This is a genomic window from Reichenbachiella carrageenanivorans (assembly GCF_025639805.1).
Lineage (GTDB): Bacteria > Bacteroidota > Bacteroidia > Cytophagales > Cyclobacteriaceae > Reichenbachiella > Reichenbachiella carrageenanivorans.
Genome location: NZ_CP106735.1, coordinates 2,524,452 through 2,539,137, shown reverse-complemented (window position 1 = coordinate 2,539,137; position 14,686 = coordinate 2,524,452). Strand labels below are relative to the sequence as shown.

9 protein-coding genes are annotated in these 14,686 nt (G+C 41.4%); all 9 read right to left on the bottom strand.

Translation table 11 applies throughout. The features are described from left to right. Window position 1 precedes the first annotated feature (1 nt). Entirely contained in the window at window positions 2-910 is a 909-nt protein-coding gene (gene rsmH / locus N7E81_RS10020; protein ID WP_263049451.1) for a 16S rRNA (cytosine(1402)-N(4))-methyltransferase RsmH, read from the bottom strand. Beyond that, window positions 907-1,350, bottom strand: coding sequence for a division/cell wall cluster transcriptional repressor MraZ (gene mraZ, locus N7E81_RS10015; protein ID WP_263049450.1), 444 nt, complete (start codon window positions 1,348-1,350; stop codon window positions 907-909). Before mraZ ends, rsmH begins: the two co-directional genes overlap by 4 nt. 543 nt (window positions 1,351-1,893) lie before the next feature. After that, complete coding sequence (locus tag N7E81_RS10010; RefSeq protein ID WP_263049449.1) at window positions 1,894-2,232, bottom strand: hypothetical protein; 339 nt, start codon at window positions 2,230-2,232, stop codon at window positions 1,894-1,896. 460 nt (window positions 2,233-2,692) lie between these two features. Continuing rightward, window positions 2,693-4,288: a sulfatase gene (locus N7E81_RS10005; protein WP_263049448.1), complete on the bottom strand. Its 1,596-nt coding sequence runs from the start codon at window positions 4,286-4,288 to the stop codon at window positions 2,693-2,695. Window positions 4,289-4,383: 95 nt separating this feature from the next. Continuing rightward, window positions 4,384-5,868, bottom strand: coding sequence for a glycoside hydrolase 5 family protein (locus N7E81_RS10000; RefSeq protein ID WP_263049447.1), 1,485 nt, complete (start codon window positions 5,866-5,868; stop codon window positions 4,384-4,386). 143 nt (window positions 5,869-6,011) lie between these two features. Then, window positions 6,012-7,658: a RagB/SusD family nutrient uptake outer membrane protein gene (locus tag N7E81_RS09995; RefSeq protein ID WP_263049446.1), complete on the bottom strand. Its 1,647-nt coding sequence runs from the start codon at window positions 7,656-7,658 to the stop codon at window positions 6,012-6,014. Between the two features lie 38 nt (window positions 7,659-7,696). Further along, a complete protein-coding gene (locus N7E81_RS09990) occupies window positions 7,697-10,639 on the bottom strand; it encodes a SusC/RagA family TonB-linked outer membrane protein (RefSeq protein ID WP_263049445.1) in 2,943 nt (980 codons plus the stop codon). A 407-nt stretch (window positions 10,640-11,046) separates the two neighbouring features. Then, window positions 11,047-12,846 carry a glycoside hydrolase family 2 protein gene (locus N7E81_RS09985; protein ID WP_263049444.1) on the bottom strand — a complete coding sequence of 600 codons (1,800 nt, stop codon included), beginning with the start codon at window positions 12,844-12,846 and terminating at the stop codon, window positions 11,047-11,049. Window positions 12,847-12,972: 126 nt separating this feature from the next. Continuing rightward, complete coding sequence (locus tag N7E81_RS09980) at window positions 12,973-14,241, bottom strand: hypothetical protein (protein ID WP_263049443.1); 1,269 nt, start codon at window positions 14,239-14,241, stop codon at window positions 12,973-12,975. Between the last annotated feature and the right edge of the window lie 445 nt (window positions 14,242-14,686).

Here is a 14,686-nt window from a genome sequence, read left to right as displayed (position 1 = left end):
CTTAGTTTTTTTCTGCGATTCTCAATTTGGCACTGCGTGCCCGGTTGTTTTCATTTATTTCACTGTCACTTGCGGTTATTGGTTTTCTGGTGATGGCTTGAAGCGGCTTGCTTACATTTCCATACAAATCCTTTTCTAACTCACCGAAAAACTTACCCTTGTTTATAAAATTTTTCACTGGCCTGTCTTCCAACGAGTGGTAGGACATGATCACCAGTCTTCCTTTTTCATTCAATACTTCAGCACTCTGCTCCAGCATTTCTTCTAATGCCTTCATCTCTTCGTTCACTTCTATTCTGATCCCTTGAAATACCTGTGCGAAGTATCTATTTTCCTTGCCTCTAGGGGCAAACTTCTTCAATACGCCAAGCAATTGGCCGATCGTTTCGAATGGTGCCAAATGCCTTTCTGCACACAGGGCAGCAGCGAGCGTCTTCGCATTTCGGACTTCGCCATACTGACCTAATATCCTATGCAGCTCACGCTCATCGTATGCATTGAGTATCTCTGCCGCTGATACTCCCTGCTTCTGATTCATCCGCATGTCTAATGGCCCATCGAAGCGAGTAGAAAAGCCTCTCTCTGCCGTGTTGATCTGATGGGATGAAACACCCAAGTCCCCCAGTATTCCGTCGACCTTAGTCACGCCATGTAGACGCAAAAACTTTTTAAGGTTTCTGAAATTAGCCTGAACAAATGTGAAAGAACGATTGTCTATAGCTTCAGCATTTAGTCGGGCCTCATCGTCCTGATCAAATGCAAACAACTTTCCTTTTTCCCCTAAATGCTTTAGAATTTCTTTGGAATGACCACCACCACCGAAGGTAATGTCCACATAGATGCCGTCCGCTTTGATCGCCAACCCTTCAATACACTCTCTCAGCATTACGGGGTTGTGATATTCACTCATTCATCTAAAAATTTTTTGGCCAAATCCGAATATTCATCATTATCCTCAATCAAGTACTCCTCGTACAAGTCGGGACTCCATATCTCTATCGTATTGCCTGCCCCCACTACCATCACGTTCTTTTCCAATTTGGCGTGATCTATCCAGCCTTTAGGTATCAAAAAACGCCCGGCACTATCTAATTCTACTGGGGCTACACTACGAAAGAAGTTTCTTTTCAACTTTCTCTGGGCGGCATCAAAATCGCTCAATGAAGCGAACTTATTGTGTATTTTCTTGTACTCCATCATGGTGTACAAGACCAAGTTGGGATCAAATCCCTTCATCACAACGAGCTCATTGCCAGATACTTCGGGCAGATTGGCTTTAATCTTTGCAGGTAAAACCAATCTACCCTTAGCATCTAACTTACACTCATATTCGCTTGTAAAAAAAGCCATAGAGTTATAGAAAAATATAAACCACCACTACAAACTTAAATAAGTTTTGGAATTATCCACCACTTTCTACCACTTTTTACCACAAGATGGAAAAAAATGAAAATATATGGGCAAAAGCACCAAAAAAGAGTCATAAAAAAAACCCGACTTAGACTCAAGTCGGGGTTCATATTCTTAAAAATGATCTATTCTTTATTCTTAATCATCAGGCTTTACCGTCTGTTTTTCATACTTTAATGAATTAAAATTAACGGACTGCAATCTCATATCAGATCGCTTTTTCCCTCCTTTGATTTCATAACCCATGGTACGGATCGGAAACGAAATAGTAATATCATCAGCCTTTTTAATGGCGATGATCGCACTGCTCCTTGCCTTGAAGGATTTCTAATGCTTTGTTCAAATCAAAATTCGTCTATTGGAGGGTTGTGGAAATGGTAAAATAAAAAAAGCATCCTGGCGGCTAGGCGAGGATGCTTTGCATGATACAAAAACAAAACTACTTAACGATTAAAATCTTTGAAATGAGCCCGAAGGCTTCAATCATTTCTTTTCAATATTTTTTTTGATGCTATAGTTATCGTTGTATACGGTGTATGAATAAGTCCCTGCAGGCAGGTTAGACACATCATATCTTTTTACAACCTTCACATCTTTTTTCACTGTCTCTCTATGAAGCGTTACGCCTGCCTCATCAGTGATTACTATTCTCACTTTGCTATCTACAGGATTGTCTAGCTGTACGAAAATCATGTCATCGCTTCTAGTCACGATGTTAGCTTTTACTTCTGCAGTTTCTTTAGTATCAGCACCGTGAATCTTAGCTGTAGCTGCAGATGAAATTGTTAATGTGGCGATTACTAATAATGTTAAAGCTTTCATAAGTGTGTAATTTTCGTTCGTTGTGTTTAATAATTACAAGGCAAGGATAGCGGTGATTCTCGGTTGGCGAAAGCAAATTCCGGTGAGATGAAGAATTTCTAAGGTGAAATGAAGCCTTATTCTGATGAATTTATCAGGCCATTTCAGCGGATAATTTCAACCATACAAACAGGCATGTAAAAAACTGCTACTTGGCAGTTTTTTATCTTGAAAATGATGGTTAAAGCAAGTAGAAGATGTTTGCTTCTAAGGTTTAATTGTCAAATACACATTAGACAATTAAAACTTGCCAGCGACCTATCTTCTCTAGGAGAGAATAGCATAACGAAATGACACAAGGAAGAAGAGACAAGCAATACGATACCTCCAGCGTATAGAATTAATCAGCAGGAGGTATACAGTCTGTATATGTAGTAGGTAGAAAGTAAGTGTTAGTATTCTGCTAACATAGACATGACGATTATTTTAACCAGTCGGGTATAGAATTGTTGGCAGTCCATTCAGCCACCAATCGATCCAATTTATCACCTTTCCATTCGGTTTCGCCTGCGGGTAACGCATCATGTGCAGGAAGCCATTTCTTATGCTCTTCAATAATATTGGCAAACTGACTGTCCGAAGCAAGATTGACATGCTCTCCTGAGTCCAGTTGATGATTGTATAGTTCCTCGCTCCCATCACGGTATCGGATGTATCTCCAATCGTTACTCCTCACGGCATGATTTTTATACATCCAAGTCGTCAATACTGGTTGTTCTCTTGTCGATGTTGGTTTTTCCAACAAGGGCACCAAGCTTTCTCCTTCCAGTTTTTCGGAAACAGGCAGCCCACACAACTCTGCCAAAGTCGGGTAGATATCCAGCAGACTCACTACCTGTTGGCTTCTCGCTCCATTGACCTGACTACCTGGCACTTGAAAAAACAAAGGCACCTTAGTAGACTCTTCCCATAGGGCTTGTTTTCTGAAATGGCGCTTTTCACCTAAATGCTGTCCATGATCAGACCACAGCACAATGATGGTATTATTTGCATTAGGACTCTTTTCTAGTGCATCTATCACTCTGCCTACCTGATCGTCTATAAATGAAATACAAGCCAAATAAGACTGTACTAACTCTGGTAGAATTTCCTCTTTTTGTGACACATCTCCCCAGCCTCCTCGTGGCGAGTATCCATAGGCGATGGCTTTGCCCATCATAGGAATATCCCCAAACTCATCGTCGGGCACTACAGGAATCTGCAAGTCATCCAAATCATACAAGTCGAAGTATTTTTGCGGAGCAGTATAGGGCACATGTGGACGTATAAAACCTACTGCCATAAAAAATGGCTGGTCTTGCTTTTGGCTGATTTTATCTATTGCCCAATCTGCAATTTGCTCGTCATACATGCCTTTCTCAGGAATTTCATCATCGCTCAAAGGCCCTCCTGCCAACGAATAAAATCGGTTGGTTTGTCGGTAATGGTTATTGATGGTATCCTCGCCATAGAGCTGCACCAACTGCCCACCATCTTTGGGAAACGGATAAAACATTTTGCCACGATAGCCATACCCTGTTTTTTCTATCTTTTCCTCCATGTTGTTCCAGAAGCGAGGCGAATACTCCGTCCAAAAATCATCCGTCTTATCCTTAAAATCAGATTCTCCATTGTGATATACCTTACCAGTAGCATATGTATTGTAACCTTGGTCTTTGAAATACTGTGGTAGCATTTTGTGATCTGCCATCACTTCGTCATAGTTCTTTTTCATGGCGGCTCCATTGGTGTACCATCCTGAAGACGACGGGTGAATGCCGCTAAGCACGGAGTTTCTGGACGCAGTACAGACTGCTTGTGAGCAGTGTGCATTGGCAAACAGCACCCCTTTGCCAAAGAGTTTGTCGAGATTTGGGGTGACCGCCTGCGCATGCCCCATCAGCGCCCCTTCCCAGTCGTTGAGATCGTCTATCGAAATGAAGAGTACATTAGGAGGTGGCGTATTCTTTGTTTCGTTGGTAGTAGAACAACTGGTAGCCCACACCATAAGCCATAGTACTGTGTAGATTCTTTTCATAGAAGGAGTTATTTTTATTTCGATAAGGGTGGCTCATCTCAATTTCAATGAGTGGAATAAGCTCCGTATTATCTAGGTTAAACCTTATCTAGTTATCATGGAGCTGAAAAAGATGCTTCAACTGTAGGTTCGCCAGAATCGTTGCTAGTCGCTGATTGTTCATCAAAATGTTCGATCACTGGGTAGACCTGATGATTTAATTCATTCATTTTTTCAAGCATAGATTCCCACACTACGTATTCGCTAGTGACTATTCCTTTATTAGCATCAATATTAGAAGGGTCTACTGTTTTGTCTTGGGGATCATTGTCTTGATATTTGAAATAATGCCAACCTACGCAGTTTTTAGACTCTAGTAGAGCCAAGTTGTAATTTTGATAAAAAAGACCACGGTCTTCTTGCGTACGAACAATCCAGCCTGCTCCACTCTTGTTTCCCATTCCAGAATCTTCCCCTTTGGTATAATATTCGGTGATGATAAATGGTCGTCCAGACCAGTTGGCCCAGTTGGCCATTTGAGTAGAATCTGGTGTCCACTTGTTGTAATAATTTATAGAAATAGCGTCCAAATACTTACCGACCGTTTCCATAAACATCTGGTTATCTTTTTCGCTACTATAAAACCTAGAGCCAATATACATATGGTTAGGGTCGTGCTTTTTGATGGCCTTGGATACTACTGAGAAGTATTTGTCGGCCACTACCGACATGAATTGGTGACGGTGTTCATTTTTGATTTCTTCTTGCGTAATACCTTGCTCGTCTAACCATGCTTTAGCAGCGAGATAGCCATGATCGGTCTCTGGTAGGCCGAGGTAATTGTCGATTGCCTTGAACTTGAAAGGCATTTCGTTGTCTGAAAAGTATCCAAACAAATTGGGGTCATCTTTGTATGCCAAAAGCTGTTGGGCGTGCTCGTCACAAAAAGCTTCAAATTCGGGGTCGAATACGAAAATGGCATTATTGGGGTAACCCCTGTGACCAGATTGCTGATAAGTACCTCCTCTTTTAGATCCATAGCTACCCATAAAATCCAAATTGATTGCATAGGCGATAGGCTGATCCAATGTTTTATTCAATTCAATAATTGCCTCATGATCTGACCATGAACCCGTAGCATTGAATCCATTCTCTTGTAGCAGAGCTACGGTTTCTTTCAACCAATTTTCATTGGATCCAAATTTTTCTATTAAGGCCTGCTTGTTGCGTTCAGACCTGTTTCTTTTTACCCCATTGAGAGCAATATTAAAATACCGATAGCCAGATGGGTCTATGCCCCACCACCGATCATCTATTTTTTTTACATGATAGAAGCCCGTAGCCTCGGTTTGGTATTCCTGCATGCCCCCATACTTACTGAGTGGAGTCTTTTCGCTTGGTGTCTCGTAGTCTTTGAGCAATGCTACTGTGCGAGTCTGAAAGGGTTCGTATGGCTTATAGCTCCGTGTGCCGTCTTTGTGATACACCTTCACTTTTGCGTCTACATATATATATTCCTGCTCCTGATCTATTTTTTTATCATTAGACGGTGAACACCCCGCTAGCGCGGTAATTAGAATTGCAAAAAGGCTCTTTTTCATTTTGAGAATTTTGATAAACATGAAGGTTAGAGGCAATAGTTAGGTTCGAGGATATTTAAAATAATGTAATCATGAGAAAGAGATTCCCCGCCATGTTTGGCGGGGAGCTCTAGTTGTTGTTGTAGTTACTTTTATTGTTACTCTTATTCTGTCGTATACCCGGGATTCTGAGACATCGGTAGCGTGAGGTTGGCATCGATCACTGCTTGTGGAATAGGAAATAATTTATCCTTTTCCGTAATGGTTGGCCCACCTACGAGGTTGTATTGGATCGTTCTGTCCATCCACTTGCCCATACGCACGAGTGTGTAGCGACGGTGCTCTTCAGAGTACAGTTCTCTAGAACGCTCATCCAAGATAAAATCAAGTGACACGTCTCCTGCACCAATCGGCGTAGCATTGGCACGATTTCTTAGTTCATTGATCGTGACAGCTGCACCAGGTGCGTCACCCGTCAAGAATTGAGCTTCAGCCAATATCAACTTGGTTTCTGCCAATCTCAAATAAATCTGATCATTGTAGCTTCTTGATCCTGCAAGATCGAGCTCGTACGCATAGTCCCACTTGCGTGTACTTGGCCAGTAAGGGTTATCCGTCTTCTCATCTTGGCCTTGCCAATCGTGGTAGGTTGTATCACCCAATGCCCAAGCAAGTCCCGTTTCAGGATTGGTACCTACAGGGATTATATCTGGATTGTTCAATATCTCATAGCTTCTCCAAGCAAACTTACCTCCACGATCGTCTGTAGAGCCATATAACTCTAGTGCATATCTAGTAGGACCTATTCTTCCTAGTCCTCTTCCTCCATTTTCTGCCGTGATCAGTATCGCACCAGATGTACCGTCTACTCTTACTGAATGAGATTGATTTCTATGCCATCTACGCATCAAGTTGTCTCCACCACCGTTTACATCAGGCTCATGCTGCATCACCCATAGGGCTTCGGTATTACCTTCAGACGGATTTGAATTACCGTGGATAAACATATCAGTAAAAGGCGTACCTGGCTCATTGGCTGTGATTCCATATCTACTAGTAATCAAGCTATAAGGACCCGCCATTACTTCCAGCGCTTTGTCTCTTGCTTTTTCATTCTCTCCCATAGCCAAGTAAAGCTCAGCTAGATAATGAGATGCTACATATTTCGATACTTTACCATCATTAGATGGTGCTCTCATATGCTCCTCCGCAAACAACCAATCCTCTTCCATTTGAGCTCTTACGTCTGCAATAGGCGAACGCACCCAATCGGTAATGATATTAGATCCTTTAGTTTCAGAGAGATTCATTGGCACATCTCCCCACATATAGGTCGCGTGTCTGTAAGCCCAAGCTCTGAAAAAACGAGCCTCAGCCAATACTCCATTTTTCTCTTCTTCCGACCATTCGATCTCTGGGTTTTCTGCTCGGTCAATAATGGTATTTGCTGAATTAATGGTTTGATAAATCCATTCGTAAAAATTTCTGTTGTGATTTTCATCAGCTACATTTCTAGTGAAATCATTACCTACTGTATTCCATCCATTGTTGTTGTTACCATAGCAATTGTCTACACCAGATACAGCTGGGTCGATCAACAAATCATTGGCTCCACCATACTCTTCACCACCACGCTCTCTTCTAAACTGAGCATAGAGCCCATTCAGGCCATTTTCAAAACCGTCCAAATCCACATACAGGTTTTCTGCTGCGATGATATGAGGAGGATTTTCTATCAATACGTCCTCAGAGCAAGCCAAGAATAGGCTTGCAAAAAGGCTTATCATTAAGCTATATTTTAGATATTTCATTGTTCTGTATTTTTTGGTTTTAAAAAGGTCTAATTGAATTATAATCCAATGTTAAGACCTAAAACAAACTCTCTTTGTAGTGGAATTTCTCTCGCGCTACTTAGCTCAGGGTCCAATCCACCAAAATTGGTAACCGTGATCAAATTACTACCAGTCACGTACAACCTGGCGTTGTTGATTCTCACCCTGTCCAACAAAGTCTTTGGCAAGTCATATGAGAAAGTAACATTCTGCAACCTCCAGAAACTAGCGTCTTCATAGATACCTACCCCTCTAGCGTTAGCATCTTCGTGGTTTGCCCAATATTCGTTAGTAGGATTTTCTGGTGTCCACCAGTTTTTATTGGTAGTATTTCTTTCAACAGAACTCCAAACATCGTCATTAAGCAGCGTGTTTCTTCTAGTCATGCCATGAGCACTTCTAGCAAACAGAGACAAACCGAAGTTTTTGTATTTGAAATTCATTTGCAAGCCAGTGATGAATTTAGGGTCTGTTTGTCCGATAAACACACGGTCGTGATCTGAAGTGATAAGTGTATCATTGTTCTGATCTACCACCTTGGCCCATCCTGGCTGTGCACCTGGTATAGCTGGTACAAAATCAGGATCTGCAAAATCTTCCTCCTGGTATACACCATCGAATTGGTAAGAATAATTTGTACTGATAGCTTCACCAATAAACCAACCATTCAAAGGATCATCTACGCCGTCACCATAAAGGTCTACAATTTCATTTTTCATATATGCCGCATTGGCTGAAATATCCCAAGAGAAGTCTCCTGTCCTAACTAGATTAGCACTCAATGTCAATTCTACACCACTATTTTTGACTTCTGCTAAATTTTGATCCGTCATTGTAAAACCAGATGTAGATGGAATTTCTCTTTCTAATAGCAGGTCTGTAGTATTCGTCTGGTAAAGTTCTAAGCTACCCTGTACTCTATCTTTGAAAACGCCAAAGTCAAGTCCAATATTGACAGAAGCAGATTGTTCCCAACCCAGATCTGGAGATTCTAATGCACTAGGATAGTATCCCGCTGCCTGTATACTTCCGTTTAAGTAAGACCGATCGCTCATTCGTGACAACGCACTGTATGGGTCTACTGCTTGGTTACCATTGATACCGTAGCTCGCACGTAGTTTCAAGGTACTGATGGTAGGTATGGCAGACATAAATGATTCGTTGTGCAAGCTCCATCCTAAGGCTACAGAAGGAAATATACCATGCTTGGTATTGGCACCGAAGGCAGAATAAGAATCTCTTCTACCAGTCAAAGTCAAATAGTATTTGTTGTCGTAGTTGTAGTTGAACCTCAACATAGTAGACAACAATACAAATTCTTGGTAAGCATACTTAGGATCAATCAATGCAGCCACATTACCCTGATACGTAGTTAGCTTATCGTTAGGAAAACCATTACTATCTAGGCCTTCCATATCTTCGATATCGTTTTGATAACTATATAGTGCAGTCAAAAACAAGTTGTGGCTACCAATTGACTTTTTATAGTTCAATATGTTTTCTATAAGAATGTTGGTATCCAAGTCTGTTCTTGTATCTGACACCCCTCTATTCTCATATCCTGCTTTTGTATCTCTACCTGCGTAGTTTTTTCTATCTCTATGGTCGTACTCGATACCTGTGTTCAACTTGTAGGATAGCCCTGGCACGAATGGCAGATCTATTTGCAAGTAGTTGTTAGTGAAAATTTTGTAATTTTTATCACTATCTGCTTCTAGCAAACCAGACAGTGGGTTGCCCCAATAAATAGACTCCGCCCAAGGGTAAATTTTCTGATTCCCATCTTCGTCGTATGGCTCAGTCAATGGGTTCATATAATAAGCTCCATCCTGAGCACCACTCCAGCTGGCATCCTGCCCACTTCTGTCTGACAAAGACAATTGTGTATTGGAGCCAAACGTCAACCAATCTGTAATCTTAGCTTCTAAGTTGAGACGCATGCTGTATCTCTTAAACAAGTCGTTGATAGCGATACCCTCTACATCAAGGTAGCTACCAGACACATAGTACTTCACATTATCACTTCCTCCAGATACGGTCAACGTATGCTGTTGCTTGTGTCCAATCTGCGTAGCTACATCTATCCAATCGGTGGTTTTACCGTCTTGGTAAAAGTCCTCCTCTGAAGCCGTGATTGACGCTGGATTCCTTGTCTTTTTAAACTTATAGAATTCTTCCGAAGTCAATAAGTCTGGCACATTCGTCATTTGCTGTATACCATAGAATCCTGCATAGCTAATTCTGGCAGCTCCTTTAGCTCCTTTTTTAGACGTAATGAGGATTACACCATTAGCACCTCTAGACCCATAAATAGCTGTAGACGATGCGTCTTTCAATATATTGACCGAAGCAATATCTGTAGGGTTGATCTCAGAAAGACTACCACTATAAGGCATGCCGTCCAGTACGATCAACGGTCTGTTGCTTGCTGAGATCGTATTTCTACCTCTAATCATAATTTCAGCATCGCTACCTTCTGCACCAGCAGAATTAGAAACGATAGACACCCCTGCTACTGACCCCTGTAGGGCTTGAGCTACGTTGGTGTTGGGTACCATTTCTAATCTGTCCTGAGACATAGTAGCTACAGCTCCTGTCACATCAGATTTTTTTTGCGTACCGTACCCTACGACTACCACTTCTTCAAGCTGCTCTACATCAGCTTCCAAAGAGATGTCGATCTGTGACCTGGTACCTACCGCATGCTCTTGGCTATGATAGCCTATGAAACTGAAAACTAAAACGTCTTCAGGATTCGCACTAACTTTGAACATACCATCGATGTCAGTGACTGTACCTTTTGTTGATCCTTTAATCAATACACTCACCCCTGGCAAACCCATGCCATCTTCCTGGCTCACGACTTTCCCATTCACTGTACTCTGGGCCTTCAGCTGAAATGCCAGAAGGAGCCCGGGTAGTATCAAGCCAAGTTTAACAAGTAGTAATAACTTTTTCATATCATTTATTTAAGTGAGAAATTACATTAAAATAAAAAAACCTAAATCTGAACTTTCGTTTGACATGTCTATCAAATGAAAACCTCCGCTTCCATTTTGACTTGGCCCATTCAAACAAACTTCTTTTTCTTCCTATTCACGTTTTATTATTTAGGCTGTAATAATCGTCCTTCGTGAACTCAAAACAGCCTATTGATTGTTGCGATTAAGCCGGTTAGAGGTAACATCAATTGTTTATTCGTTACAGAATGACAGGGTACATGTTACAATGAATAGCCAAAAAGTGTAACAAGAGGGATTATTCGCATAGTTACACTTTTTGACTGCTTTCATTTTCGATACGCTGTTGCTTATCTGTTGAGTAAAATTGAGTTTTTCGGTTGGCCTGTCGGGTTGGTTTTACCTAACTATTTATTCAATTGGATAGGCTGAGAATTATAATAATCTTGTAATATAAAAAAGGCTTCTTTTTTGATCCCTTGTTCGGAGATTAGCCCTTTTCTATTAAAATCATTTTGAACCCTTTTAAGTGGTCTTCTCGGCGACCTAAAATCCATCAATATCCAAGGAGATACTCCTCTCAGAAAGTCAATATTCTTTAGCATTTCGATATTGTATCTATAGACTGCCGATTGGTACTCCTCGGTCCATCGTTCGTTTTGCTCTCCATGCAACCCTTGCAATGCACCTGCACCTACTTCACTCATGATCATGGGCTTTTCGAACTGTGACGCCCACTCCCATGCCTCACAAGATTCGGGTGTGCCTCCATACCACCCACAGTAGCTATTGATCCCGATCACATCCACATACTCTCCCAATGGGTCGTCGATCGTCTTTTTCCCGTTTTTAGTAATGTGTGTATCCAATGCAGCACAGATCAGTCTCGTAGGATCCATCTCACGTGTCTTTTTTATCAATTTATTCAAAAATTGATTTCTTGCATCTATTACTGGGGTTTCGTTGGCTACCGACCAGAGGCCTATACCTACTCTGTTTTTGTCTCTATCGATCATTTCTGCCAATTGATTTTCGGCATTTTGATAAGTCGATTCATTTTCATAATTGATCGTCCAATACACTGGAATTTCTGACCAGATAAGGAAACCTCTTTTTTCTGCCATACGCACCATCGTTTCACTATGTGGGTAATGAGCCAGTCGGATGAAATTACAACCCAGCTCTTGAGCCCAGTCGAGCAATATCTGACATTCTTCGGCAGTAGTAACTCTACCCGTACTTATAGGCGCCTCTTCGTGTATACTGATCCCTTTCAAAAAAACAGATTCTCCGTTGAGCAAAATATCCTTGCCCTTTACGTCAATATACTTGAATCCTATTTCGTCTTGGATCGTTTCCCCGTTGAAGCTCAATGTAACAGGATACAGGTATGGATCTGCGAATGACCAAAGTTTAGGCGCTTTATCAAATTTGAACGAGGCCTTCCCGTCTTTCACTTTCACCTGCTGTTTGCCTATACCTTCTATAGATATCTCTACTTTGCCCGCACTGCTGTCGTTGAGTTTTACCCACCCCTCGATCGTCTTGTCCTTACTCAGCGAAACGGAATAATCTTCGAGAAAAATCTGTGGCGTTTCTACTAGTAGTACTGATCGGGTGATCCCTCCATAGTTCCACCAGTCGGTATTGATCGTAGGCACACCGTCCTTATCTCTGGTGTTGTCTACTTTCACTACCACAGTATTTTGACCTGCTTTGAGCAAATCCGTTACGTCGAAGTTGAACGAAGTAAAGCCACCAACATGCTCACCTACACGCTCGCCATTCAAATAGACAATAGATCGATAATTGATTGCACCAAAATACAAGTGATACTTCTTCTTGTCTTCTTTTTTGGTTATAAACTTCTTTCTATACCAAACCGTCCCTTCATAATAGTAGAGCTTGTCATTTTGTGTATTCCAATCACTAGGCACATACAGCTCATCACTGGTATCGAAATCATACTCCACTCTATCCGAAACAGTCTTTGGCTTCTCATCTATAAAATAACCGTTCTTTTTGGGCTTCCAGCTGTGATTGTAATACCCCGTTTCCATAGGATCTACTATGATTTGCCACGTACCATCCAACGATTGGTGTACACGGCTCGATACATTTTGTAAAAGGCCCTGTGCCTCTCCCATCCTCACAGCTAGCATCAACACACTGATGAGCAAGGCGACCGTTTTCTTTTTTAATCTCATATGATTATTCATTTTGAAAGTGATAAAACCACATCTACACTATTGATGTGGTAAAAAAATGACTGCCCTCCTGATAGGAAGGCAGTCATCGCAATATTTAAGTCATCAATATACAAGAGCCAAAGCTTATATTCCTCCAGCTACGATTTCGACATGGTCAAAGTCAATTCCTCTAAAGGTGTTGTCTGTATTGTTTGCAAAATCAAAAACAATTTTCCCATCTTCGTCAGACGACCCTTCTACTTCAAATTTGTAAAACTTATTAGAGGCGTCTCCATTGAAAGTATTTTTAAACTCTGTCCCTCCAAAGTTGACGACAAACTCTCTCTCCGAAGTAGCAGCTGGTCTTGCCCAGAAAGTCAATGTATAATCCGCTTCCAGTTGAGGCAACCCAGCAAGAGAGATGGTAACCTTCGTGCCTAATTGTTTCAAAGTCGCAGAAGTATTACAGCCTGTTCCTTCATCAGCTGTTGTACCAGATATCGTCTCTACACACATAGCATGATCTACTTCTTTGCCTGCAGCACCACCTTCTGCTACTACTAGATCATAAGAGGCTGACACACCTTCATACAGCGTAGTAGATAGGCCTTCTAAGTCTGCGAGCACAAAAGGATCATCATCCGCAGGAGTCCCTGGGAAGTCAAATTCGTTTGCATAAACTACTGTACCATCGGTCAATGGCTCTGGAGCTACCAAAGTAATATTGGTAACTACAGGAATAACAGATGTCAACCCATCACCATAACTAAAAACGACCTCGCCAGTCACCTCACCAGCCGATGCTGTAGGGCTAGCAGCATAAGTTACTGTGATTTCATGTGGCCCGTTGCCTTCGGTAAATGAGGCAGGGCTCACGCTAAAGCCAGTACCCGTTGTGGTAATATCAACAGTTCCAGAGATATACTGCCCTTCTACGGTTACTGTTTTAGACTCTGTTGTACCGAACAAGATGTCTCCCATATCTATCGCATCTTCCTCGTAAGTAAAGATCGAAGCGGTCAATACTGTAGAAGACAATGAGATGGTTTTTGTGATGTTACCCGCAGAAAGCGTAATGGTACCAGGGTTGTCCCCCAAGGCAGCCTCCAAGTCTGGTGCAATAGTGATGTCTACAAAGCTAGTATCCGTGACAATACGGAAATGATCCCTGCTCACTAGGTAGCCTTCTCCTTCTACGGTGAGCGCAAGCCCATCGTCGATTCCAGTTCCTATCACATAGGTAGATACAGTAGCTGTCTGGCCTGCCACAATATCTCCAAAATCCACAGTCTCCACGCCTGAGAAGATGGCAGGATCACCCGTGATGCCTCCATTATCCATTTCATCAGTACATGACACAATCGCCAGTATTATAAATGTAATCGTTGAATAAAGTAATTGTTTTGCTTTCATAATTAAACAGTTTTCTTTTTGATGAGTAATCTTTTTACAAAAACAGTTGAATGATTAGAAGTATGCCTGATACTAATAGTATTCCTGTCAATATTATTCTCTTTGGAAATTTCATTTTATCAATGGTTTGTCTACTTGTTAGGATATTTCGATTTGAATACTTCAGTTGCAAATCGAGCCAGCTATATCAACTAATCTTATTTTAACATTTTCGCTTCACTATATTAGGTCGATGTAGGAAAACCGACAACGGGCATATCGTTCATATTTGCCCAGATGAGGATACTTGGTCATATTTAGGGTTACATTTATACAAGATGGATGTTACATCACCCCCCGACATTTGATTATTTCAGGTATCTTAGAACAATAAGATTTAAGGATAAATCATGTTTTAAATTGTTTTGAGCCAACAAATGAGACTTTATCTTGAACTAAGGTTTTC

Coding starts and splice junctions, on each gene's coding strand:
- N7E81_RS10005 (WP_263049448.1), bottom strand. CDS start 4,288: ATGAAAAGAATCTACACAGTACTATGGCTTATGGTGTGGGCTACCAGT.
- N7E81_RS09985 (WP_263049444.1), bottom strand. CDS start 12,846: ATGAGATTAAAAAAGAAAACGGTCGCCTTGCTCATCAGTGTGTTGATG.
- rsmH (WP_263049451.1), bottom strand. CDS start 910: ATGAGTGAATATCACAACCCCGTAATGCTGAGAGAGTGTATTGAAGGG.
- N7E81_RS09980 (WP_263049443.1), bottom strand. CDS start 14,241: ATGAAAGCAAAACAATTACTTTATTCAACGATTACATTTATAATACTG.
- mraZ (WP_263049450.1), bottom strand. CDS start 1,350: ATGGCTTTTTTTACAAGCGAATATGAGTGTAAGTTAGATGCTAAGGGT.
- N7E81_RS10000 (WP_263049447.1), bottom strand. CDS start 5,868: ATGAAAAAGAGCCTTTTTGCAATTCTAATTACCGCGCTAGCGGGGTGT.
- N7E81_RS09995 (WP_263049446.1), bottom strand. CDS start 7,658: ATGAAATATCTAAAATATAGCTTAATGATAAGCCTTTTTGCAAGCCTA.
- N7E81_RS10010 (WP_263049449.1), bottom strand. CDS start 2,232: ATGAAAGCTTTAACATTATTAGTAATCGCCACATTAACAATTTCATCT.
- N7E81_RS09990 (WP_263049445.1), bottom strand. CDS start 10,639: ATGAAAAAGTTATTACTACTTGTTAAACTTGGCTTGATACTACCCGGG.